General features: G+C 68.8%; 24 protein-coding genes. 19 read left to right on the top strand and 5 right to left on the bottom strand.

What is annotated here, in order from left to right:
• The first annotated feature begins 58 nt into the window (after positions 1-58).
• The 3 genes from BMY35_RS03570 to BMY35_RS03580 are packed head-to-tail and all read left to right on the top strand — an operon-like array spanning position 59 to position 2,043.
• On the top strand, positions 59-979 hold the full coding sequence (locus BMY35_RS03570) for a LysR family transcriptional regulator (protein ID WP_093195642.1): 921 nt from the start codon (positions 59-61) through the stop codon (positions 977-979).
• A gap of 6 nt (positions 980-985) precedes the next feature.
• Positions 986-1,531: a flavin reductase family protein gene (locus tag BMY35_RS03575; RefSeq protein ID WP_176947421.1), complete on the top strand. Its 546-nt coding sequence runs from the start codon at positions 986-988 to the stop codon at positions 1,529-1,531.
• Positions 1,528-2,043 carry a BON domain-containing protein gene (locus BMY35_RS03580; protein WP_093195644.1) on the top strand — a complete coding sequence of 172 codons (516 nt, stop codon included), beginning with the start codon at positions 1,528-1,530 and terminating at the stop codon, positions 2,041-2,043. Before BMY35_RS03575 ends, BMY35_RS03580 begins: the two co-directional genes overlap by 4 nt.
• An 18-nt stretch (positions 2,044-2,061) precedes the next feature.
• Here BMY35_RS03580 and BMY35_RS03585 read toward each other — a convergent pair whose 3' ends face one another.
• From BMY35_RS03585 to BMY35_RS03600, 4 genes are read right to left on the bottom strand one after another with little or no spacing between them, the layout of a single operon-like run.
• Entirely contained in the window at positions 2,062-2,865 is an 804-nt protein-coding gene (locus BMY35_RS03585) for an ABC transporter permease (protein WP_093195645.1), read from the bottom strand.
• Between the two features lie 10 nt (positions 2,866-2,875).
• Positions 2,876-3,649 carry an ABC transporter ATP-binding protein gene (locus BMY35_RS03590; protein WP_093195646.1) on the bottom strand — a complete coding sequence of 258 codons (774 nt, stop codon included), beginning with the start codon at positions 3,647-3,649 and terminating at the stop codon, positions 2,876-2,878.
• On the bottom strand, positions 3,646-4,608 hold the full coding sequence (locus tag BMY35_RS03595) for an ABC transporter substrate-binding protein (RefSeq protein ID WP_093195647.1): 963 nt from the start codon (positions 4,606-4,608) through the stop codon (positions 3,646-3,648). Before BMY35_RS03595 ends, BMY35_RS03590 begins: the two co-directional genes overlap by 4 nt.
• A complete protein-coding gene (locus BMY35_RS03600) occupies positions 4,605-5,729 on the bottom strand; it encodes an aryl-sulfate sulfotransferase (protein WP_093195648.1) in 1,125 nt (374 codons plus the stop codon). The genes BMY35_RS03595 and BMY35_RS03600 overlap by 4 nt, the downstream gene beginning before the upstream one ends.
• 112 nt (positions 5,730-5,841) lie before the next feature.
• Between BMY35_RS03600 and BMY35_RS03605 the strand changes: the two genes are divergently transcribed.
• The 3 genes from BMY35_RS03605 to BMY35_RS03615 all read left to right on the top strand — a co-directional run bounded on the left by BMY35_RS03605 (position 5,842) and on the right by BMY35_RS03615 (position 8,733).
• Positions 5,842-6,795: a LysR family transcriptional regulator gene (locus tag BMY35_RS03605; RefSeq protein ID WP_093195649.1), complete on the top strand. Its 954-nt coding sequence runs from the start codon at positions 5,842-5,844 to the stop codon at positions 6,793-6,795.
• 88 nt (positions 6,796-6,883) lie between these two features.
• Positions 6,884-7,792, top strand: a complete 909-nt coding sequence (locus tag BMY35_RS03610; protein WP_093195650.1) for a DMT family transporter — start codon at positions 6,884-6,886, stop codon at positions 7,790-7,792.
• Positions 7,789-8,733, top strand: coding sequence for a glutaminase (locus BMY35_RS03615; protein WP_093195651.1), 945 nt, complete (start codon positions 7,789-7,791; stop codon positions 8,731-8,733). The genes BMY35_RS03610 and BMY35_RS03615 overlap by 4 nt, the downstream gene beginning before the upstream one ends.
• Positions 8,734-8,743: 10 nt before the next feature.
• On the opposite strand, the gene BMY35_RS03620 is transcribed toward BMY35_RS03615, so the two are convergent.
• The gene (locus BMY35_RS03620; protein WP_093195652.1) at positions 8,744-9,742 is read right to left on the bottom strand and encodes an NAD-dependent epimerase/dehydratase family protein; all 999 of its coding nucleotides are present in this window, start codon (positions 9,740-9,742) and stop codon (positions 8,744-8,746) included.
• 96 nt (positions 9,743-9,838) lie between these two features.
• Here BMY35_RS03620 and BMY35_RS03625 point away from each other — a divergent pair, with 96 nt between their 5' ends.
• The 13 genes from BMY35_RS03625 (at position 9,839) to BMY35_RS03685 (ending at position 22,720) form a co-directional block, all read left to right on the top strand.
• Positions 9,839-10,777 (top strand): LysR family transcriptional regulator, encoded by a 939-nt coding sequence (locus BMY35_RS03625; RefSeq protein WP_093195653.1) that lies wholly within the window; start codon positions 9,839-9,841, stop codon positions 10,775-10,777.
• Entirely contained in the window at positions 10,774-11,268 is a 495-nt protein-coding gene (locus BMY35_RS03630; RefSeq protein ID WP_093195654.1) for a hypothetical protein, read from the top strand. The genes BMY35_RS03625 and BMY35_RS03630 overlap by 4 nt, the downstream gene beginning before the upstream one ends.
• 379 nt (positions 11,269-11,647) lie before the next feature.
• A complete protein-coding gene (urtA, locus tag BMY35_RS03635; RefSeq protein WP_093195655.1) occupies positions 11,648-12,841 on the top strand; it encodes an urea ABC transporter substrate-binding protein in 1,194 nt (397 codons plus the stop codon).
• 5 nt (positions 12,842-12,846) lie between these two features.
• A complete protein-coding gene (gene urtB / locus BMY35_RS03640; RefSeq protein ID WP_093195656.1) occupies positions 12,847-13,749 on the top strand; it encodes an urea ABC transporter permease subunit UrtB in 903 nt (300 codons plus the stop codon).
• A gap of 2 nt (positions 13,750-13,751) precedes the next feature.
• Positions 13,752-14,807, top strand: a complete 1,056-nt coding sequence (urtC, locus tag BMY35_RS03645) for an urea ABC transporter permease subunit UrtC (protein WP_093195657.1) — start codon at positions 13,752-13,754, stop codon at positions 14,805-14,807.
• 14 nt (positions 14,808-14,821) lie between these two features.
• The gene (urtD, locus tag BMY35_RS03650) at positions 14,822-15,604 is read left to right on the top strand and encodes an urea ABC transporter ATP-binding protein UrtD (protein WP_093196157.1); all 783 of its coding nucleotides are present in this window, start codon (positions 14,822-14,824) and stop codon (positions 15,602-15,604) included.
• A gap of 16 nt (positions 15,605-15,620) precedes the next feature.
• Complete coding sequence (gene urtE, locus BMY35_RS03655; RefSeq protein WP_093195658.1) at positions 15,621-16,310, top strand: urea ABC transporter ATP-binding subunit UrtE; 690 nt, start codon at positions 15,621-15,623, stop codon at positions 16,308-16,310.
• 38 nt (positions 16,311-16,348) lie between these two features.
• Positions 16,349-17,386: an aliphatic amidase gene (locus tag BMY35_RS03660; RefSeq protein WP_093195659.1), complete on the top strand. Its 1,038-nt coding sequence runs from the start codon at positions 16,349-16,351 to the stop codon at positions 17,384-17,386.
• 11 nt (positions 17,387-17,397) lie between these two features.
• Complete coding sequence (locus BMY35_RS03665) at positions 17,398-18,408, top strand: alpha/beta fold hydrolase (protein WP_093195660.1); 1,011 nt, start codon at positions 17,398-17,400, stop codon at positions 18,406-18,408.
• On the top strand, positions 18,405-19,223 hold the full coding sequence (locus BMY35_RS03670) for a CbbQ/NirQ/NorQ/GpvN family protein (RefSeq protein ID WP_093195661.1): 819 nt from the start codon (positions 18,405-18,407) through the stop codon (positions 19,221-19,223). Before BMY35_RS03665 ends, BMY35_RS03670 begins: the two co-directional genes overlap by 4 nt.
• Complete coding sequence (locus BMY35_RS03675; protein ID WP_093195662.1) at positions 19,220-20,866, top strand: nitric oxide reductase activation protein NorD; 1,647 nt, start codon at positions 19,220-19,222, stop codon at positions 20,864-20,866. Before BMY35_RS03670 ends, BMY35_RS03675 begins: the two co-directional genes overlap by 4 nt.
• Positions 20,867-20,915: 49 nt before the next feature.
• Complete coding sequence (locus tag BMY35_RS03680) at positions 20,916-22,070, top strand: transporter substrate-binding domain-containing protein (RefSeq protein ID WP_093195663.1); 1,155 nt, start codon at positions 20,916-20,918, stop codon at positions 22,068-22,070.
• Positions 22,071-22,102: 32 nt separating this feature from the next.
• Entirely contained in the window at positions 22,103-22,720 is a 618-nt protein-coding gene (locus tag BMY35_RS03685) for an ANTAR domain-containing response regulator (protein ID WP_256228249.1), read from the top strand.
• The last annotated feature ends 6 nt before the right edge of the window (positions 22,721-22,726 follow it).

The raw sequence follows: 22,726 nt of genomic DNA on the forward strand, positions 1-22,726 counted from the left end.
AGCACCAGAATCATTGGCAAATGCAAAATATGCGCTTCCTTTTGAAGCAAAACGCAAAATGCAGCTTCGCCAGCTCCAGCATCTCGTCGCCCTGGCGGACCAGGGCAGCTTCGGCCGCGCGGCCCAGGCAGTGCATCTTTCGCAGCCTGCGCTTTCCCGCAGCATCGAGAACCTGGAAGAGAACCTGCAGGCCCGCCTGGTCGACCGCGCCTACGGCAGCGTGCGCTTCACCCAGGCCGGCGAACTGGTGCTGGCGCGCGCCCGCGAGCTGCTGGCCGACGCGCAGCAGATCGCGCGCGACGTGCTGCAGCTCGAAGGCCTCGCCATCGGCAGCCTTGCTGTGGGCTTCGGCCCCTTCGCCGCCGGCACGCTGGGCCGCGCGGCGCTGTCGCTCATGACGCAGCGCCACCCGCAGCTGCAGATGCGCATGGAGGTGGCCGACACCGCCACGCTGTGCGAGCGGCTGCACCGCCGCGAGCTCGACCTGTTCGTCGCCGACACGCGCGACCTGACGAAGCAGCAGCCCGGCCTGAAGCTCGCGCGGCTGCCCAACCTGCCGGTGTCTTTCTTCGTGCGAGCCAAGCACCCGCTGCTGAAGCCCAGGCAGCAGCCGGCGACGCTCGAGAAGCTCATGGCCTACCCCGTCGCCGGCCCGCGCCTGCCGGCGGAGGTGGCGATGCAGTTCGAGCGGGTGGCCCCGCGCGGCGACCGCGGCGTGTTCAACGTGACCTGCGACGACGCAGGCACGCTGCGGCACCTGGCGCTGACGGCCGACGCGGTGATCCTCGCGCCGGTCGCGCCCGTCCCAGGCCACGACACGGACACGCTCGTTCCCCTGCCGGTGGCGGGCCTGGAGCGCATGCAGACGCACTACAGCCTCGTCACGCTGGCGGGGCGAACGCCCTCCCCGGCCGCTGCCGTCTATACCCGGCTGGTAGCAGAGTTGATGGACCCGGCCGGGCAGGCCGGCGGGCGCTGAGCCAAAATGGCCCTCCGCCTCCAAGCCATTGCTTCCTTTCTTGTGACCACTCCCCGCCGGGCCCAGCCGCCCTCCTTTTCGTCCGACGAGTTTCGCGAAGCCCTCGGCATGTTCGCCACCGGCGTCACCGTCGTGACCGCGCGCGCGGCTGACGGCACGCTGGTCGGCCTCACGGCCAACTCCTTCAATTCGGTGTCGCTGACGCCGCCGCTGGTGCTGTGGAGCCTCTCTCGCGCGGCCGGCTCGATGCCCGCGCTGAGCGCCGGCTCGCACTACACGGTGAACATCCTGGCGGCCAACCAGAAGGCGCTGGCCGAACGCTTCGCCACCAAGAACATCGACCGCTGGGCCGACGTGGCCTTCACCGAGGGCCTGGGCGGCGCACCGGTGCTGGTGGGCGCGGCGGCCAGCTTCGAGTGCTTCAACCGCAGCCGCTACGACGAAGGCGACCACGTGATCTTCGTCGGCGAGGTGGAGCGCTGCTCCCACAACGCGGGCGCTTCGCCGCTGCTCTTCCACGGCGGGCGCTTCTACACAGAGCATCCCTTGTGACCCTCCGCCCTGCGCTCCTGCTCGTCCTGCTGCTCGCCGCGCAGACCGGCACGGCGCAGGAAGCCACGGCACCGCTCAAGCAGAACTGGTTCGACGACCCGTTCTTCCAGCTGTCGTCGGGCCTGCCGGCCTGCGCAGTGCCCGAGGGCCCGTTCTACACGACCGAGGAACGCCGCCTGCAGACCCACTCGCGGCTGGAACGCGGCACCACCTGCTGGCTGGCCGGCAAGTGCGCCGACAGCAACGCCTACCGCTACGACAAGCCGCTCGCACCCAAGGTGCGCGCCGCGCTGCTGGCCGTGCCGGGCGTGAAGAAGGGCAGCGTCTGGGTCATCATCCAGCGCCGCTGGGTGTACCTGCAGGGCTGCGTGCCGGACTCGGCGCTCGCGAAGAAGCTGGAGCGCGCCGCGCGCGCGGTGGCCGACGTGGAAACCGTCGTGCCCGACCTGATGACAGGCACGCGCGGCAAGCCGCCCTACCCCGTGGCCGCCGCGGCGAAACAGGCGAAATAGGCGAAATAGGCGGCCCGGCTAGCTCCCCAGCGCCGATTCGTGCCAGTGCCGCAGCAGCAGCCGTCCGATCGCACTCACCGCCAGGAAGAAGAGAAAGCCCAGCAGCGTCGCCGCAATCACCTCGGCGAACAGCAGCGCGGTGTACATGCGCCCCTGCGCGAAGACGATCTGCACGCCCAGCCCGCCTTCGGCATTGCCCGAGCCGATGATGAATTCGCCCACGATGGCGCCGATCACCGACAGCCCCGCCGAGATGCGCAGCCCCGCGAAGATGTGCGGCAGCGCGCCCGGCAGCCGCAGCTTCCAGAACGACACCAGCCCGCTCGCGCGGTGCAGCGCGAACAGCTCCGCGAGATTGCGCGAGGTGGAGCGCAGGCCCAGCATCGTGTTGTTGATGATCGGAAAGAGCGACATGATGAAGCTCACGATCACCACCGACAGCTCGTTGTAGCCGAACCAGAGCACGATGAGCGGCGCGATCGCCACCACCGGCACGGTCTGCAGCAGCACCGCGTACGGATACAGGCTGCGCTCCAGCAGCCGCGACTGCGCCAGCACCGCGGCGCCGGCGATGCCGACGACGATGGCCAGCGCGTAGCCCAGCAGCGCCTCCTTCAGCGTGGAGAGCGTGGCGCCCGCGAGCGTTGCGGCGTTCTCGGCGGTGGCCGCCGCCACTTCCTGCGGCGAGGGCAGCAGGTAGCCCTTGCCCTGGTAGACGGTGGCGCTCAACAGCCACCAGAGGCCGATGGCGAGCAGCGCGACCGCCACCACGGGCGCGGCGTTGCGCGCGAGGGCCAATGCAGGGGAAGAAGATCGGGTCATCTCCACTCCCTCAAGCCACGGCCTGCGCGTGATGCTGCGCGCGCAGCACCGACGTCACCTGCCCCGTGAGTGCGGCGAAGTCCGCGCTGGCGCGCAGCTCCGGCGCGCGCGGGAATGCGAAGGGCACGTCGATCACGTCCAGGATGCGCCCCGGCCGCGGCGACATCACCACCACGCGGTTCGAGAGGTACACCGCCTCGTGCACGTTGTGCGTCACCAGCACGCCGGTGAAGCCGGCCTGCCGCCACAGCGACGAGAGCTCTTCCTGCAGCACGTCGCGCGTGAGTTCGTCCACCGCCGCCAGCGGCTCGTCGAGCAGCAGCAGCCCGGGTCGCAGGGCCAGCGCGCGCGCCAGCGACAGCCGCATGCGCATGCCGCCCGAGAGCTGGTGCGGATACGACTTCTCGAAACCCGCGAGCCCCACCAGCTTCAGCGCCTCCGCCGCGCGCGGGCGGTAGCTGTCGGGCGAGTGGCCTTCGAGCTCCATCAGCAGCTGCGCGTTGCGCTCCACGTTGCGCCAGGGCAGCAGCGCGGCCTCCTGGAACACGAAGGCGGTCTCGACGCCGTCCGGCCACGTGCAGCGCCCGGTGCTCGGCGCGACCAGCCCCGCCATGATGCGCAGCAGCGTCGACTTGCCGCAGCCCGAGGGGCCGACGATGGAGACGAACTCGCCGGGACGCAGCGCGAAGTCGACCTTGTCCAGCGCCAGCAGCCCGCCATCCTTGCGCGTGTCGAAGCGCTTCGACACACCCTCCAGCCCGACGGCCGCGCCCTTGTCGCTCATGGGTTGCAGCCCGGCGCCAGCGTGCGGTCGTAGCCCTGCTTCGCGTCGAAGCCCGCCGGCAGGAAGCCGACGCTGCGCAGCTGGCCCGCCAGTTCGTTCCAGCGCGCATCCGTCATGCAGCCGATGCGGCCGAGGTCGTGCGAGATCAGCGTCTCGATCATTTCCTTGTTGGCCGCGTCGTAGATCTCGGGCGTCATCTGCTTGTTCATGCCGGTGATCAGCGGCTTGAGCCCCTGCGGGTTGCGCACGTAGCCGGCCCAGCCCTTCTGCACCGCCGCGATGGTGGCCTTCACCAGCGCGGGGTTCTTGCGGATCATGTCGTCGGTGGTGAAAAGCACGTTGTAGGGCTTGTAGCCCAGCGAGGCCAGCGTGATCTGCTGCACCTGCACGCCGGCCGCGGCCATGCGCGCGGGCAGGAAGAGCGAGTAGCCCTGCTGCACCATCTTCGGGTCGTTACGGAACAGGCTGAGGTCGCCGCTCACCGGGATCTCGCGCGTGCCGGCGAGCTTGTACTGCTTCTTCGTCCACTCCCAGTAGGCATTGCCGATGTTCACCGCGAAGGTGCGGCCCTGCAGGTCGGCGATGGACTTCACGGCCGGATCGGCGTGGTAGACCAGCGTGTAGGGCACGTAGTCGAGGTGCGCGAACACCGCGCGCACCGGCGCGCCGCGCAAGCGGGCCAGCAGCACGTCGTCGGCGTTGCCGATGCCGAACTCGGCCTGGCCCGAAGCCACCTGCGGAATGGTCTGGATCTTCGGGCCGCCCTGCAGCACGCTGATCTCGATGCCGGCCTCCTTGCCGAGCTTGTCCTGCTGGGCCTGCCAGTAGCCGGCCTGGTCGGGCTGGGCGAACCAGTTGCTGAGGATGCGCACAGGCTTGGGCGCATCGGCGGCCTGCGCCGCGAAGGGCAGCGCCATGACCAGCGGAAGGGCCAGTCGGCGAAGAGCGGAAGAAATCATGATGCGGAAACCTTGAGCCAGGGAAGTTGCGCCGCGCTGTAGCGGAAGGTCTGGAACACGCTGTTCTGGCGGCCGGGCACGTACTTGCGCGCGGCCTCGTCGGGGTACTCGGCGAACCAGGGAATCACGTACTCCCACACCACCTCGCCGGCCGGCGTGACCTCGAACAGGCGCCCCGTGGCCGACTCGGTGACGTGCGTGTTGCCGTTGGGCAGGCGCTGCGCGCTGCCCATGTAGGCGGTGTAGAAGGCGTTGACCAGCTCGTCCGCGTACTGCCACACGACCTCGTTGGAGGCCGGATCGATTTCGAGAACGCGCGAGAACGCCACATGCTTGCCGGTGCGGAAGTTGCCGTTGTCGAAAGCAAGAACGTTGCCGTTCTCCAGCGCGACCGGCGCGTGCTGGTGCGACAGCACCGAGGGCGGAATGTGCAGCTTCACGCCGCGCGTGGCGCGGTCGATGCCGACGATGCCCGAGGTGGTGCGCAGGCTCATGAGCACCAGCCCGTCGGCCGTCACGTCGAGCCCGTTCACCAGCGGCCAGTGGGTGCGGCCGAAGCCGGGGTGGATGGGGAAGTCTTCCGGCGCCAGGTGCTCCCAGGCCTTCCATTCCCATACGAGCTGGCCGCCGCGGTCGACCTCGCGGATCACGTCGCCGTACATGGTCTCGTCGGGGCCGTGGGCCGTGCCGCCGGGCACGCGTTCGGCGAAACCGGCAGGCACCGGCGCGCAGCCGGCGTACAGCAGGTGGCCGTTGGCCAGCCAGCGGGCGTCGTGGTGGTGCGTCGGGTCCTGGTAGCGCCAGACGATCTCGCCCTCGGGCGTGGCCTCGTAGAAATCGCCGCCGTGCCACAGCGACCAGGCCGGGTAGATCTCGGGCGAATCGGCGTGGTTGCCGTTGTAGCCGAGGTTGCCGTTGGGCAGGATCACGGCCGCGCGGCCCGGGCGCACCGGCATCTTCCACTGGTGCGCCACGCGGCCCTCGATGTCGACCAGGTAGACGTTGCCGTCGTCGGTCTGCGGCGCGATCAGGGTGTAGCCGCCGGCGCTCAGCGCCGGGTCGTGGGCGATCAGGCCGGTGCCGCGGCGGCGCTGGGTGATCTGGTCGACGGTGGTGGTCACGGGAACGAACCTCGGGAGATTGAAGAAGGTGCGAATCTAGGCCGCATCATCCGTCAGGAAAATCTGTTTGTTTCGTACGGCGCGTATAGAAAATCCATACACTTCCGCCACCATGCGCGCCATCTCCCAGACCTTCCGCTGTTTCGACGAAGTGGCCCGCCGCGGTTCGGTGCGCAAGGCGGCCGAGGCGCTGCACCTCACGGCCGCGGCCGTCCACCAGCAGGTGCTCAACCTCGAGGAGCAGGTGGGCACGCCCCTCTTCGACCGGCTGCCGCGCGGCATGCAGCTGACCACCGCGGGCGAGATCATGGTGGCGGCCGTCCGGCGCGGGCAGCGCGACTTCGACAACGCGCTGGCCCAGGTGGAAGACCTGCGCTCGCTGCGGCGCGGGCACATCAACCTGGCGGTGCCGCATTCGTCGGCCGAGCAGCTGGTGCCCGAGGTCATCGAGACCGCCATGAAGAACTACCCCGGCGTGACCTACGGCGTGCGCTCGGGCAGCGGCGAGAACATCCTGAAATGGGTGGCCAACGGCGAATCGGACATCGGCTTCTGCCTGCGCCGCAAGCCGCCGCCGGGCGTGGAGGAGATCCGCAGCTTTCCGCAGCACCTGGGGCTGGTCACGCCGCCGGGCCATCCGCTGGCGGCGCTGGGCAAGCTGCCGCGGCTGCGCGACTGCCTGGAGCACCCGCTGATCCTCATGACGCCCGACACCGAGCTGCGCGCCATGGTCGACCAGATCGACCACCGCGAGCACCGCAAGGTGCGCCCGCTGGTGGAGACCAGCTCGGTCGCGATGGTGCGGCGCCTCGTGGCCGGCGGCACCGGCATCGGCTTTCTCATTCCCGAGAACGTGGCCGAGGACGTGGAGCGCGGCACGCTGGTGTGGACCGGCCTGGCCGACGCGGGCGCGCGCTCGTTCAGCTGCCTCTACCAGCGCTCGGGCCAGACGACCACGGTGGCCATGGGCATGTTCCTGCAGTTCCTGGAGGCCGCGCTGCAGGCCATCGGCCAGCGCTTCGAGCGACAGGCGCCGCTGCCCGCGCTGGACGCCTTTGCCCAGTGAGCCCACGCGGAATGCGCGGGCGCGATACGATCATCGGATGAATCGAGCGGCCATCCGCCGCCGCCACCCGTTCGATCGACCGCCCCGAATGATCCAGCGCAAGACCCACCTCGACAGCCTCGCCATAGGCCTGCTCATCGCCTGCTGCGCCTTCTGGGGCCTGCAGCAGATCCTCATCAAGACCACCGTGGCCGAGGTGCCGCCGATGTGGCAGGCCTCGATCCGCATGGTCGGCGCGACCGTGCTGCTGTGGCTTTGGTGCGTGTGGCGGCGCGTGCCGCTCTTCGAGCGCGACGGCACGCTGTGGCCCGGGCTGCTGGCCGGCCTGCTGTTCTCGGGTGAATTCGCCGGCATCTACCTCGGGCTGCAGCACACCAGCGCCTCGCGGCTCACGGTGTTTCTCTACACCGCGCCCTTCTGGGTGTCGCTGCTGCTGCCGCGCTGGGTGCCGGCCGAGCGGCTGCGCGGCTTCCAGTGGCTGGGGCTCTTCATCGCGTTCTCGGGCGTGGTGCTGGCCTTCAGCGAGGGCTTCGCCCACATGAGCTCGTCGCAGCTCATCGGCGACGGCATGGCGCTGGCGGCCGGCATGCTCTGGGGCCTGACCACGCTCACGCTGCGCACCACGCGCCTGGCCACGGCCAGTGCCGAGAAGACGCTGTTCTACCAAGTGGCGGTGACTGCCGCGATGTGCCCGGTGCTGTCGCTGGGGCTCGGCGAGCACTGGGGCTTCTCGTACTCCGCCTGGGCCTGGACCTCCATCGGCCTGCAGACGGTGGTCGGCGCCTTCGCCAGCTACCTCGCGTGGATGTGGCTGCTGCGGCACTACCCGGCCACGCAGATGTCTTCCTTCACCTTCCTCACGCCGCTGTTCGCGCTGGTGTTCGGCGTGGCGCTGCTGAAGGAGCCGCTCACGGCGCAGCTGATCGTGGCGCTCATCGGCGTGGCGCTGGGCATCGTGCTGGTGAACCGGCGGCCTGCGGTACAACGCACCGCATGAGCAGCAAGACCAGCAAATTCCAGCCCGTCCTCGACGAGATCGTCGCCACCCTGCGCCCGCAGCTGGGCCAGGGCGGCACCGTGGCCAGCTACATCCCGGCGCTCGCGCGCGTCGATGCGCGGCAATTCGGCATCGCGCTGCGCACCTGCGAGGGCGAGGAGGCCGGCGCGGGCGACTTCGCGACGCCCTTTTCCATCCAAAGCGTGTCGAAGCTCTTCACGCTCACGCTCGCCATGCAGCGCATGGGTGACGCGCTGTGGGAGCGCATCGGCCGCGAGCCCTCGGGCAACCCGTTCAACTCGCTGGTGCAGCTGGAGAACGAACAGGGCAAGCCGCGCAACCCCTTCATCAATGCAGGCGCCATCGCGGTGGCCGACCGGCTCGTGAGCCAGGCCAGGGCCAGCGGCGGCAGCGCCAAGGCCGACATCCTCGCGCTCATGTCGAGCCTGTGCGGCGAGCCCATCGCCTTCGACGACGAGGTGGCCCGTTCGGAGGCCGACACGGGCTTTCGCAACATCGCGCTGGCCAACTTCATGAAGAGCTTCGGCAAGATCGACAACGACGTCGAGACCGTGCTCGACACCTACTTCAACCAGTGCGCGCTGCGCATGAGCTGCCGCCAGCTGGCGCGCGCCGCGGCCTTCCTGTGCCGCGACGGCGCGCATCCGATCGACGGAGAGCCCGAGGTCACCGGCGAGCGGCAGACGCGCCGCATCAACGCGCTGATGCTCACCTGCGGCACCTACGACGCGGCGGGCGACGTGGCCTTCTCGATCGGCCTGCCCTGCAAGAGCGGCGTGGGTGGCGGCATCGTCGCCGTGGTGCCCGACAGGCTCACGCTGTGCGTGTGGTCGCCGGCGCTCGACGCCACCGGCAATTCGCTGCTGGGCATGAAGGCGCTGGAACTCTTCGTGACGCGCACCGGGCTCTCGGTGTTCTGAGCGCCGCCGGTCAGGCCGGAGCGGCCACCGGCGCCGTGGCCAGGCAGCCCATGCCTTCGAGCGAGGCTTCCACCGCCTCCTCGAGCGGCGTGTGCGGTTCGCGGCCCAGGAAGGCCACCAGCTTCGCGTTGTCCATGCCCACGGGGGTGCGCCACAGGTAGCGCATCTCGCGCATTTCGCGGAAGGTGACGACGAAGGGCGAGGCCAGCGTCAGCAGCCACCACGGAAAGGCCGACACGCCGACCCTCGTGCCGATACGGCGCGCCACCACCTTGCGGATGGCGTCGCTCATGCGCGTGCCGTCGGCGTCCCAGTGGCCGGCCATGTGGAAGCGCGCGAAGGCATCGAGCCGGTCGCGCCGCGCCAGCAGCTCGACCATGGTGCGCGCCACGTCGGGCAGGTACGACCACTGGTGGCCGACGCCGGCGCTGCCGGGGTAGCTCACGGACCTGACGGGCTGCCCCGCCTTCACCAGCCCCTGCGAGAACCAGTTGTTGCCCGCCTTCGGGCCGAAGAAGTCGCCGGCGCGCACGATCAGCACCCGCGCGCCCTGGCGGCTGGCTTCCTCCAGGCACCGTTCCATCTCGACGCGGATCGCGCCCTTGCGGGTGAGCGGGCGCTGCGGCGAGTCCTCGGCCAGCAGCGGGAAGGCGTCGGGGCCGAAGTTGTAGACCGTGCCGGGCAGCACGACGGTCGCGCCCTCGGCCTTCGCGGCGGCGATGGTGTTGTCGAGCATCGGCAGCACCAGTTCCGACCAGTTGCGGTAGCCCGGCGGATTGACCGCATGCACGATGACCGAGCAGCCCTTCGCCGCCCGCCGCACGGCCTGCGCATCCATCGCGTCGCCGGCCAGCCAGGTGATGCCCTCGCGCTTTCCTTCCTGCGCATCGCGCTTCAGTGCGCGCACCTCCCAGCCCGCATCGCGCAGCTGGCGGGCCACCTCGCCGCCGATGCCGCCTGTTGCGCCGAGAACCAGGACCGTGTCGCCGCGTGTCGTGTCGTGTGCCATGAACTGCTCCAGAAGTTGTTGCCGATGGAAGAATTCTGGAACCGCGTCGGCTCCATTGGAATTGCCGAACATGAGCTATCGGCCATACATTTATGTATGACTTCGAACATCGGCTGGGAGCTCTACCGCACTTTCCTGAGCGTGCTGCGCGAGGGCTCGCTCTCGGGTGCGGCACGCGCCCTCGGCATCACCCAGCCCACGGTCGGGCGCCACGTGGCGGCGCTCGAGGAAGCGCTGGGCACCGTGCTTTTCACGCGCTCGCAGACGGGGCTGCTGCCCACCGAGGTTGCGCTGGCGCTGCGCACGCATGCGGAGGCCATGGAAAGCACCGCCGCCTCGCTGGAGCGCGCCGCCAGCAGCCAGGGCGAAGGCGTGCGCGGCGTGGTGCGCGTGTCGGCCAGCGAAGTCGTCTGCGCGGAAGTGCTGCCGCCCATCGTGGCGGGGCTTCGCGAGACGCACCCGGCGCTGAAGGTCGAGCTGGTGTCGACCAACCGCGTGCAGGACCTGCTGCGGCGCGAGGCCGACATCGCCGTGCGCATGGTGCGCCCCAGGCAGGAGCAGCTGGTGGCGCGCCGCATCGGCAACATCGAGCTGGGCTTTCATGCGCATCGCGACTACTTGGCGCGCCACGGCACGCCGCGCAAGCTGGAAGAGCTGGCCGCGCACTCGCTGATCGGCTACGACCAGCCCACGGCCTTCGTGCGCAACGCGGGCAAGGCGCTCAAGGGCTTCACGCGCGACGCCTTCTCGCTGCGCACCGACAGCGACCTCACGCAGCTGGCGCTGATTCGCGCCGGTGCCGGCATCGGCATCTGCCAGGTGGCGCTGGCCAGCCGCAACCCCGGGCTGGTCCGGCTGATACCGCGCGGTTTCTCTCTGAAGCTGGACACCTGGGTCACGATGCACGAGGACCTGCGCGGCAGCCCGCGCTGCCGCGCCACCTTCGATGCGCTGGCCGAGGGTCTCGCGCGCCACATCGGTGGCCCGGCGGCGGAGGCGAAAATGCCCCGCGCCAGACCGACACCTACCGAATGACCGAACCGACAACAGACTCCGACATCCTCCCCCTGCAGGAAGACCGCCTCTGGCGCGACGACCGCTGGACCGCCCGCGTCATCAAGAACGAGGAAGACGACGGCTGGGCCGTCGAGATGACTCGCCACGGCGACCCCGAGCCGGCCCTCGTCGGCCCCTGGACCATGGGCCGCGACAAGAAGAACCCGAAGCCGCTCGACGCTCCCGCCTTCTCCACGCTGGTGAAGACCGCCGCCGAAGTCATCCGCCGCCACGAGCAGCAGCTGCACGCCACGCTCAACAAGAGCGTGACCGTCACTGCGCGCGACGACCGGCGCGTGCGCGTGGCGCTTTCCATCGTGCCCGACGAGGACAACCCCACGGCCACGCTCACGGCCTACGACGACGCGGACGACAGCGAGCTCGCCAGCGTGAGCGTGTCGCCCGCGTTCAGGCTCACCGCCAGCAGTGCGAGCGCGTGGATCGAGTCGGACTACGCGCGCCCGCGCTGAGCGCGAATAACACATGCGCCGCGTTTTCGCCAATTAGCGAAACAGCGTATGTTCATGCCGGGGTGAGTTGAGAAGAATCCGCCCCAACGAGCAATCGTTACCAGTCATACGACACCCGCTGCCAGTGCTGCCAGCGAGGCGTCGGGCAATAAAGCCCGAATCGGTTTAACCACCGGTTCGGGCTTTTTTGTTTTCTCGGCCGCAAGAGTGCTTTTTCGAAACGGATGCGCCGCATCCGGTGGCGGAGCCTTGCCCGGAGAAAAGCGCACTGGCAACGCAGCGTTCGTTTGCAGGGCCGCGCCGCGGGAGGAGACACCCAACGCGCGGTTCCGAAGGTCGGATCTTCCTGATGACTCGCACAAATACGAAGGAATTTGACATGACGAACGTTTTCAACCGCCGCCAGATCGTGAAGACCGGCGGCTCGATGATCGTGCTGGGCGCCGCCGGCGGCGTGGCCGGCATCGCCTCGGCGCAGGACAGCGGCCCCGTGAAGCTGGGGCTGCTGCATTCGCTCTCGGGCACCATCGCCATCGCCGAGGCCTCGCTGGTCGATGCCGAGAAGCTGGCCATCGAGGAGATCAACGCGGCCGGCGGCGTGATGGGCCGGAAGATCGAGGCCGTGGTGGAAGACGGCGCGAGCGAGAACCCGGTGTTCGCCGAGAAGGCCCGCAAGCTGCTGGAGCGCGACAAGGTGGCCGCCATCATCGGCTGCTACACCTCGGCCTCGCGCAAGGCGCTGCTGCCGGTGCTCAACCAGGCCAAGGGCCTGCTGTTCTATCCGACCTACTATGAGGGCCAGGAGCAGGACAAGCGCGTGTTCTACCCCTCGCAGGAAGCCACGCAGTCGGTGATCGCGGCAGTCGAGTGGATGGCGCGCGAGAAGGGCAAGAGCTTCTTCCTCGTGGGCTCCGACTACATCTACCCGCGCACCTGCAACAAGATCGCCAAGCCGGCCATCGCCAAGGCCGGCGGCAAGGTGCTCGGCGAAGAGTACGCACCGCTGGGCCACACCGAGTTCTCGTCGATCATCAACAAGATCAAGGCCGCCAAGCCCGACTGCATCTACAGCACCGTGGTGGGCGGCTCCAACGTGGCCTTCTACAAGCAGCTGCGCGCGGCGGGCCTGGACGGTGCCAAGCAGGTGCTGCTGTCCACCGTGGTGTCGGAGAACGAGATCGACGGCATCGGCAAGGACAACGCCGCGGGCTACTACGCCTGCATGGGCTACTTCCAGAGCATCAAGTCGCCGGCCAACGAGAAGTTCGTGAGGGCCTTCAAGGCCAAGTACGGGCAGGACCGCGTGATCGGCGACCCGATGGAGGTGGCCTACAACAGCGTGTACCTCTGGAAGCTGGCGGTGGAGAAGGCCAAGTCCTTCGACGTCGACAAGGTCACGGCGGCTGCCGCGGGCGTGGAGATCGAGGCGCCCGAAGGCACGGTGCGCGTGCACGCCACCAACCACCACGTGTGGAAGAAGGTGCGCGTGGGCCGTGCGCGCCCCGACGGCCAGTTCGACATCGTGTGGGAATCGCCCCAGCTCGTCGAGCCCAACCCCTTCCCGAAGGTCTGAACGCGATGAACTTCGACATCGCGGTGATGCAGGTGTTCAACGGCGTGAGCCTGTTCACCATCCTGCTGCTGATGGCGATCGGGCTGGCCATCGTGTTCGGCCTGATGGGCGTCATCAACATGGCGCACGGCGAGCTGATGGCCCTCGGCGCCTACATGACCTACCTGGCCGCGCGCTTCTTCGAGCACTTCGCGCCGGGCTTCATGGACCTGTACCTGTTCGCCGCGATTCCGTTCGCGTTCGCCGTGACCTTCGCGTTCGGCTACGTGCTCGAGCGCGGCTTCATCCGCTTCTTCTACGACCGCCCGCTCGACACCCTGCTCGCCACCTGGGGCTTGAGCCTGATGCTGCAGCAGGCCTACCGCTCGATCTTCGGCGCGCAGGAGGTGAGCGTGCCGCTGGCCTCGTGGCTCGCGGGAGCGTGGGAGCCGACGGCGGGCATCCAGCTGCCGCTGAACCGCATCTTCATCGTGGGGCTCACCGCGCTGGTCGCGACCGGCGTCTACCTGCTGCTGTACCGCACCTCGTGGGGACTCAAGGTGCGCGCGGTGACGCAGAACCGCGCCATCGCCGGCGCGGTGGGCATCGACACGCACCGCGTCGACGCGATGACCTTCGCGCTGGGCTCCGGCCTCGCGGGCATCGCGGGCGCGGTGTTCACGATGATCGGCTCGACCAACCCCGGAACCGGCCAGCTCTACATCGTCGACTCCTTCATCGTGGTGGTGTTCGGCGGCGTGCAGAGCCTGGTGGGCACGGCCCTCTCGGGCTTCTCCATCGCGCAGTCGCAGACCTGGCTCGAGTACCTGATGAGCGGCTCCATGGCCAAGGCGACGATCCTGCTGCTGGTGATCGTGGTGCTGTACTTCCGGCCCAACGGGCTGTTCGCGATCCGTTCGAGGAGCTGAGCATGCTGTCGAAGCTCTCTTCACAACGCAGGCGCGACATCGGCTCGATGGCCGCCGTGCTCCTGCTGCTGGCCGTGGTGCTGCCGCTCGCGCTCGATGCCTTCCGCCTGAACCTCGTGGGCAAGTACCTGGCCTTCGCCTTCGTCGCGATCGGCGTGGTGCTGACCTGGGGCTACGGCGGCGTGCTGAGCCTGGGCCAGGGCATGTTCTTCGGCCTGGGCGGCTACATGATGGCCATGTTCCTCAAGCTCGAAGCCTCCGCGCCCGAGCTGCCCGACTTCATGGTGTGGAGCAGCGTGGAGCAGCTGCCCGCGTGGTGGCAGCCCTTCCATTCGCTGGGCTGGACCGTGGTCGGCATCCTCGTGGTTCCGGCGGTGCTGGCGTACGTGTTCTCGTACGCGATCTTCAAGCGGCGCGTGAGCGGCGTGTACTTCGCGATCGTCACGCTGTCGCTCGCGCTCACGCTCACCGTGGTGGTGATCGGGCAGCAGGGCGACACCGGCGGCGCCAACGGCATCACCGACTTCCGCACGCTGCTGGGCCTGGACATCGCGAGCGACGACGCGAAGCGCACGATCTACTTCGTCGAGGTGCTGGCCGTCGGGCTGGTGATGGCGCTCTCGCTGCTCGTCGTGCGCAGCCGCTTCGGCAAGATCCTCATCGCCATCCGCGACCGCGAAGACCGCGTGCGCTTCAGCGGCTACAACACGGCGCACATGAAGGCCTTCGTGTTCGCGGTGGCAGCAGTGCTTTCGTCCATCGGCGGAGCCTTCTACAGCCTGCAGGTCGGGCTGATCGCGCCGGGCGTGATCGGCGTGGTGGCATCGGTGGAGATGGTGATCTACGCGGCGGTCGGCGGGCGGCTTTCGATTCCGGGGGCGGTGATCGGCGCGCTGCTGATCGGCTTTCTCAAGTCGTACTTGTCGGAGACCTTTCCCGAAGGCTGGCTGTACTTCCTGGGCGCGGTGTTCATCCTCGTGGTCTGGGCCATGCCCAACGGCCTTGCGGGCCTGGGCGAGAAGCTGCTGCGCCGGCGCGGCGCGGAGGCCGTGCCATGAACGCGACGATGACGATGCCCAACGGCGGCCTGCCGCAGGCCGCTTCGGCGGCGCCGCCTTCCAGCGAGCAGATCCTGCGCGTGGAAGACCTCACCGTGTCCTTCGACGGCTTCAAGGCGGTGGACGGCCTGAGCCTTGCGGTCGAGCGCAACGAGCTGCGCGTGATCATCGGCCCGAACGGCGCGGGCAAGACCACGCTGCTCGACATGGTGTGCGGCAAGACCAAGCCGAGTTCGGGCCGCGTGCTCTTCAACGGCGCCGACCTCGCCCGCATGAACGAGCACGAGATCGTGCGCGCCGGCGTGGGCCGCAAGTTCCAGACGCCCTCGGTCTATGAAGACCTCACGGTGCTGGAGAACTTCGAGATCTCGCTGCCGCGCATGCACGGCCTGCTGCAGTCGCTGACCTTCCGCCGCACCGCGGCCCTGCGCGAACGCATCGACGCGATGGCGGCCGACGTGTTCCTGCTCGACCAGCTCGACCGCCGCGCGGGCCAGCTCAGCCACGGCCAGAAGCAATGGCTGGAGATCGGGATGCTGCTGATGCAGGAGCCCGAGCTGCTGCTGCTCGACGAGCCCGTGGCCGGCATGAGCCCGCGCGAGCGCGAGCAGACCGGCGACCTGCTGCGGCGCATCGCCTCGGGCAAGTCGCTGGTGGTGATCGAGCACGACATGGATTTCGTCAAGCGCATCGCGCACCGCGTGACCGTGCTGCACCAGGGCCGTCTCTTGAGCGAAGGCACCGCCGCCGAGGTGCAGGCCGACCCGCGCGTGATCGACGTCTACCTCGGCCACTGAACACAGGAGAAAACGGATGCTCGAAGTTTCCGGACTGAACGTGGCCTACGGTGAATCGCAGGTGATCCGCGACGTGTCGCTGCATGTGGCACCCGGCGAGGCTGTCGCCGTCATGGGCCGCAACGGCATGGGCAAGACCACGCTGCTGAAGTCGCTCATCGGCTTGCTGCCGGCGCGCGGAGGCCACATCCGCCTGGGCGGCGCCGACATCACGAAGCTGCCGAGCTACCAGCGCGTGGCGCAGGGGCTGGCCTTCGTGCCGCAGGGACGCATGGTGTTCCCGTTTCTCACGGTGGAGCAGAACATCCTCTCGGGCGCGGCGAAGTCGGGCCACCGCACGGTGCCCGAGTACCTCTACCGCTTCTTCCCGGTGCTCAAGGACATGAAGCAGCGCAAGGCCGGCAACCTCTCCGGCGGCCAGCAGCAGATGCTGGCCATCGCGCGCGCGCTGATCTCCGAGCCGAAGCTGCTGATCCTCGACGAGCCGACCGAGGGCATCCAGCCTTCGATCATCAAGGAGATCGCGCAAACGCTGAACGTGCTGCGCGCCGAGCGCGGCTTCGCCATCGTGGTGTCGGAGCAGGTGCTGAGCTTCGCGCTCGACCTGGCCGACCGCTTTCTCGTCATCGACCGCGGGCGCCTCGTGCACGACGAGGCGCGCGCGACGCTCGACCAGGACAAGGTCAGGTCGTTCCTGACCGTGTAGCCATCTTTTTCCTCAACCCCTCTTTCAGGAGCAGTCCCATGAGACACGGTGATATTTCGAGCAGCAACGATTGCGTTGGCGTCGCGGTCGTCAACTACAAGATGCCCCGCCTGCACACCAAGGCCGAGGTGCTGGACAACGCCCGCAAGATCGGCGAGATGCTGGTCGGCATGAAGAAGGGCCTGCCGGGCATGGACCTGGTGGTGTTCCCCGAGTACTCCACGCACGGGATCATGTACGACGCCAAGGAGATGTACGACACGGCCGCCACCGTGCCCGGCGAGGAGACGGCCATCTTCGCCGACGCCTGCCGCCGCGCGAACGTGTGGGGCGTGTTCTCGCTGACCGGCGAGCGCCACGAGGAGCACCCGAACAAGGCGCCCTACAACACGCTGATCCTCATGAACAACAAGGGCGAGATCGTCCAGAAGTACAGAAAGATCATGCCGTGGGTGCCCATCGAGGGCTGGTATCCGGGCGACTGCACCTACGTGAGCGAAGGCCCCAAGGGCATGAAGATCAGCCTGATCATCTGCGACGACGGCAACTACCCCGAAATCTGGCGCGACTGCGCGATGCGCGGCGCCGAGCTCATCATCCGCTGCCAGGGCTACATGTACCCGGCCAAGGAACAGCAGATCATGGTGTCGAAGGCCATGGCCTTCATGAACAACACCTACGTGGCGGTGGCCAACGCGGCGGGTTTCGACGGCGTGTACTCGTACTTCGGCCACTCGGCGCTCATCGGCTTCGACGGCCGCACGCTGGGCGAATGCGGCGAGGAGGAGATGGGCATCAACTACGCCGAGCTCTCGATGGGCCTGATCCGCGACGCACGCCGCAACGGTCAGTCGCAGAACCACCTGTTCAAGCTGGTGCACCGCGGCTACACCGGCACCATCAATTCCGGCGACGGCGACAAGGGCGTGGCGGCCTGCCCCTACAACTTCTACACGAAGTGGATCAACGACCCCGAGGGCACGCGCGAGATGGTGGAGTCGTTCACGCGCAGCACGGTGGGCACGCCCGAATGCCCGATCGAAGGCATTCCGAACGAGCCGGCCAAGCATCGCTGAGCCGCCGCGCCATGGACTACGAGATCTTCGAGCTCGGCGACGTCGTGCTGCAGCGGGGCGCCACCCTGCGCGGCGCGAAGCTCGCCTACAAGACCTACGGCACGCTCAACGCCGACAAGAGCAACGTCATCGTCTACCCCACCTGGTATTCGGGGCAGCACTACGACAACGAGTGGCTCATCGGCCCGGGCATGGCGCTCGACCCGGCGAAGTACTTCATCATCGTGCCCAACATGCTGGGCAACGGGCTGTCGTCCTCGCCGAGCAACACGCCGCAACCCTACGACCTCTCGCGCTTTCCGAACGTCACGCTCTACGACAACGTGACGCTGCAGCACCGGCTGGTAACGCAGAAGTTCGGCATCGAGCGCATCGCCCTGGTGGTGGGCTGGTCGATGGGCGCGCAGCAGACCAACCAGTGGGGCTGCCTGTACCCCGACATGGTCCGGCGCATCGCACCCTTCTGCGGCTCGGCGAAGACGGCGCCGCACAACATCGTGTTCCTCGAGGGCGTGAAGGCGGCGCTCACGGCCGATGCCGCGTGGAACGGCGGCTGGTACACCACGCCGCCCACAAGGGGCCTGCGCGCGGTGGGCCGCGTGTACGCCGGCTGGGGCCTGTCGCAGCCCTTCTACATGCAGGAGCTGTGGCGCGAGCTGGGCTTCAGTTCGCTCGAGGACTTCCTGGTCGGCTACTGGGAAGGCTTCTTCCTGAAGAAGGACGCGAACAACCTGCTGGCGATGCTGTGGTCGTGGCAGCACGGCGACATCAGCGACAACCCGGTGTTCAAGGGCGACTTCAAGAGAGCGCTCGGCGCCATCAAGGCCCGCGCCATCGTGATGCCGGCCGAGCGCGACCTGTACTTTCCCGCGGCCGACAACGAATGGGAGGTGTCGCACATGCCGAACGCCGAGTGCCGCCCGATCCCGGGCGTGTGGGGCCACTTCGCGGGCGGCGGCAGCAGCCCCGCCGACACCCGCTTCGTCGACGACGCGCTGAAGGAACTGCTCGCCACGCCATGAACGCACCCGTGCACGATCCGCTCGCGGCCTACCGCATCGAGTCCGAGCCCTTCTACCGGCCCGCGGGCAACGAGGTGGCGCTCTACCGGCAGGCCTACCGCCACCGCATGCCGCTGATCCTCAAGGGCCCGACCGGCTGCGGCAAGACGCGCTTCGTGGAGCACATGGCGTGGTCGCTGGGCCGGCCGCTCGTGACGCTGGCCTGCAACGAGGACATGACGGCCTCCGACCTCGTCGGGCGCTACCTGCTCGACGCCAACGGCACCGCCTGGCACGACGGACCGCTCACGCTCGCGGTGCGCCACGGCGGCATCTGCTACCTCGACGAGGTGGTGGAGGCGCGGCAGGACACGACCGTGGTGATCCACCCGCTGACGGACGCGCGCCGCATCCTGCCGCTGGACAAGAAAGGCGAGCTGGTGCATGCGCATCCCGACTTCCAGCTGGTGGTGTCGTACAACCCCGGCTACCAGAGCAGCGCGAAGGACATGAAGCCATCGACGCGCCAACGCTTCGCGGCGCTGGAGTTCGACTACCCCGCGAGCACGCTCGAGGCGGAGATCGTCGCGCACGAGGCCGGGGTCGAGCTCGAGCTCGCGGCGAAGCTGGTGGCCATCGCGCGCTGCTCGCGCGAGCTGAAGCACCGCGGGCTCGACGAGGGCGTGTCGACGCGCATGCTGATCTACGCGGGCGTGCTGATCCGCGACGGCGTGACGCCGCGCGAGAGCTGCGAGATGACGATGACGCGCGCGCTGACCGACGACCCCGACATGGCGAGCGCGCTGCAGGGTTTCGTCGAGGCGCAGTTCGGATGAGCGAAGGGCACGGCGGCCTCGGTGCGCTGGCGCTGCTCGCGCGCGGCCTGGCCGGCATCGACGTTGAAGTGCAGGCGCTGGCCGGCGCACGCGCCGTGCTCACCGGTCGCAAGCTGCTGCTGCCGGAGAGCGCCACCGGGCCGGGCCTTCGCCGCGCGATGGTCGCGCATGCGGTCGCGCACCTGCGCCACTCGCAGCCCGCGCGCCCGGCGCACGCGCTCAGGCCCATGGGCATCGCCATCGTCTCGGCCATCGAGGATGCACGCGTCGAGCGGCTGCTGTGCCGCGACTTCCCCGGCCTGCACGGCTGGTTCGCCGCGTCGCTGCCGCCGGTGCCCGACGCGCTCGACCTGGGCTTCGCCGCGCTCGTCTCGCGCATGGACCGCCTGCTGCTGCTGCCCACCTCGCAGGACGACAACCACTGGGTGAACAAGGCGCGCCGCCTGTTCGAGGAGACCGCCGCCGGCGCGGGCCTGGAGGACTACGACGCCTTCCGTGCCATCGCCTCGATCTTCGCGAACGACCTGGGCCAGATGCGCGTGCGCTTCGAGCCCCGCGACTACGTCGTGCCCGCGCCCTGGCGCGACGACAACAGCTACCTGTGGGATTTCGCCGAAACCGATGCGGCGCCCGACGAAGCCATCGCGCTGCAGCAAGCGGGCGCACGGCCGCCACCGTCGCCATCGCCTTCCGATGCGCCGGACGAAGGCAGCGTCCCTCCCCCGGAGGCCGTGGGCGACATCGAGCTCGGCCGCTACACGTATCCCGAATGGGACCGCAGGCTCGAACGCCTGCGCCCCGACTGGTGCACGGTGATCGAGAAGCTGCCGGCATGGCAGGGCCTGCTGCCGGCGCGCGAGCAGGCAGCGCCCGGCAGCGAGCGCATCGCCCCGCTCGCCCTGCCCCGCGCGCGGCACCTCGACCGCACGCACCGCCTGCGCCGGCAATGGGAAGGCGACGACATCGACCTGAATGCGGCCATCGAGGTGCTGGTCGACCGCCGCCTCCGGCTGCGGCCCGATGCGCGCCTGTTCATGCGCCCGGGCAAGGGCCCGCGCCCTTCGAGCGTGCTGGTGCTGCTGGACCTGTCGGCTTCCGCCAACGACCCGGGGCCGCATGCGGCTTCGCTGCTCGACATCGAGAAGCAGGCCGCGCTGATGCTGGCCGCGTCGAACGCGCGCGGCGTCGACCGGCTCGCGATCCACGGCTTCTCGTCGAACACGCGCGCCGAGGTTTACTACTACCGCCTGCTCGAATCGGGCATGCCGCTGGACGCGCCGGCGCGCGCCATGATCGGCGCGCTGCGCGGGCGCTACTCGACCCGCATGGGCGCCGCGCTGCGCCATGCCACGTCGCTGATGCGCGCCGAGCCGCCGGGCCAGCGCGCGGTGCTGCTGGTGACCGACGGCGCGCCCTCCGACATCGACGTGCACGACGCGCGCTACCTGATCGAGGATGCCCGCCAGGCCGTCGCCGAGGCACGCGATGCAGGCGTGCGCGCCGCCTGCGTCGCGGTGGACGGCGCGGCCGACGTCTATGTACGGCGCATCTTCGGCTGGCGCGACTATTGCATCGCCGACGACGCGCGCAGCCTGCCCGCCCGGCTCGCGCGCATGAGCGCACGGCTCGCCGCCGCCCACTGACACCGCCGACTGAAGACTATGATGACCCGACACCCCAGGAGACTTCAGCGTGGCTGACAAGGACCCCATACGCGTCGGCATCCTCTATTCGGAAACCGGCGTCACATCGACCATCGGACTCTCGCAGCTGCAGGGCGCGCTGCTCGGCATCGAGGAGATCAACGCGGCCGGCGGCGTGGACGGCCGCGAGATCGTGGCCGTGCGCTACGACCCGCAGTCCAACCCCGCGCGCTACGCCGTGCTGGCCGAGCGGCTGATCGTGCAGGACCGCGTGAACGTGATCTTCGGCTGCTACATGTCGAGCAGCCGCAAGGCCGTGATCCCGGTCATCGAGAAGTGGAACAAGCTGCTCTTCTACCCGACGCTCTACGAGGGCTTCGAGTACTCGGGCAACGTGATCTACACCGGCGCCGCGCCCAACCAGAACAGCGTGCAGCTGGCCGAGTTCATGACCACGAACTTCGGCGCGCGCGTGTACCTGATCGGCTCCGACTACATCTACCCCTACGAGTCGAACCGCATCATGGGCGAGCTGGTGATGCAGCGCCCCGGCAGCGAGAAGCTCGGCGAGCGCTACGTGGCGCTGGACGCGGGCGAGCGCGACTACCGGGCCATCATGGACGACATCCGCGACAAGCGGCCCGACTTCATCTTCTCGACCGTGGTGGGCGACTCCACCGCGAGCCTGTACCGCGCCTACGCCGAGGCCGGCTTCGACCCGAAGACCATGCCCATCGCCAGCCTCACGACCTCGGAGGCCGAGATCTCGCAGATGGGCCACGGCGTGGCGACCGGGCACTTCACGGCGGCGCCGTACTTCCAGTCGATCGACTCGGCCGCCAACCGGCGCTGCCTGGCGATGCTGCGCGCGCGCTTCGGCGACGGCTGCGTGCCCAACCTGTGCTGGGAGGCTTCGTACTTCCAGATGCACATCTTCGCCAATGCCTACCGGCAGGCGGGCAGCGATGGCATCGCGGAGATCCTTCCGCACATCCTGGGCAGCGAGTTCGACGCGCCGCAGGGGCTGGTGAAGATCGACCCGACCAACCACCACACCTGCCTGTACCCGCGCATCGGCCGGGTCGATGCGCACGGCCAGTTCACCATCGTGCGGCAAGCCACGCGGGCGGTGTACCCGGACCCCTATCTCGTCACCCATTCGCTGGGCGACTGGACCGCCAAGCTCGACACGCTGGAGGCCTGAGCGTGGAAGGCCCGGCTCCAAAACGGCACACCCTGCGCGTGACCCCGCCGCAGCTGAAGGAGCTGCGGCTGCTGAAGATCGCGGTGATCCACCCCGACGACAGCGACGGCCGCCAGCTCACGCAGCAGCTGCAGCGCATCGGCTGCCAGGTGCAGGCTTTCTGGCCGCCGGTGCAGGTGCTGCCGGAGGGCATCGACGTGGCCTTCATGGCGGTGCAGCCCGACTTCATCAACCTGCGCTTCGAGTGGACCCGCAGCGAGGACGCGCCGGCCATCATCGCGGTGGTGACCTACGAGAACCCGACGATCATCGAGGCGGTGCTGGAGATCGGCGCCAAGGCGGTGCTGCCGTCGCCGGTGCGCTCGTTCGGGCTGTTCTCGGCGCTGGTGGTGGCGCGCGAGGCGCACAAGGAGGCGCGCTCGCTGGCCAAGCGGCTGCGAAAGGTCGAGGCCAAGCTGCTGGGGCAGCGCCGCATCGCCGAGGCCAAGGCGATATTGATGAAGACGCACGACGTGTCGGAGGGCCAGGCCTACGACCTGATCCGCGACCAGGCCATGAGCAAGCGCACGACAACGGAAGAGATCGCCACTGCCATCGTCAACGCCAACGAGATCCTCTCGCTGGGCATGCGCAAGCCCGACGGGGCCTGACACCCG

The sequence above is a fragment of the Variovorax sp. YR750 genome (assembly GCF_900109805.1).
Taxonomy (GTDB): Bacteria; Pseudomonadota; Gammaproteobacteria; order Burkholderiales; family Burkholderiaceae_C; genus Variovorax; species Variovorax gossypii.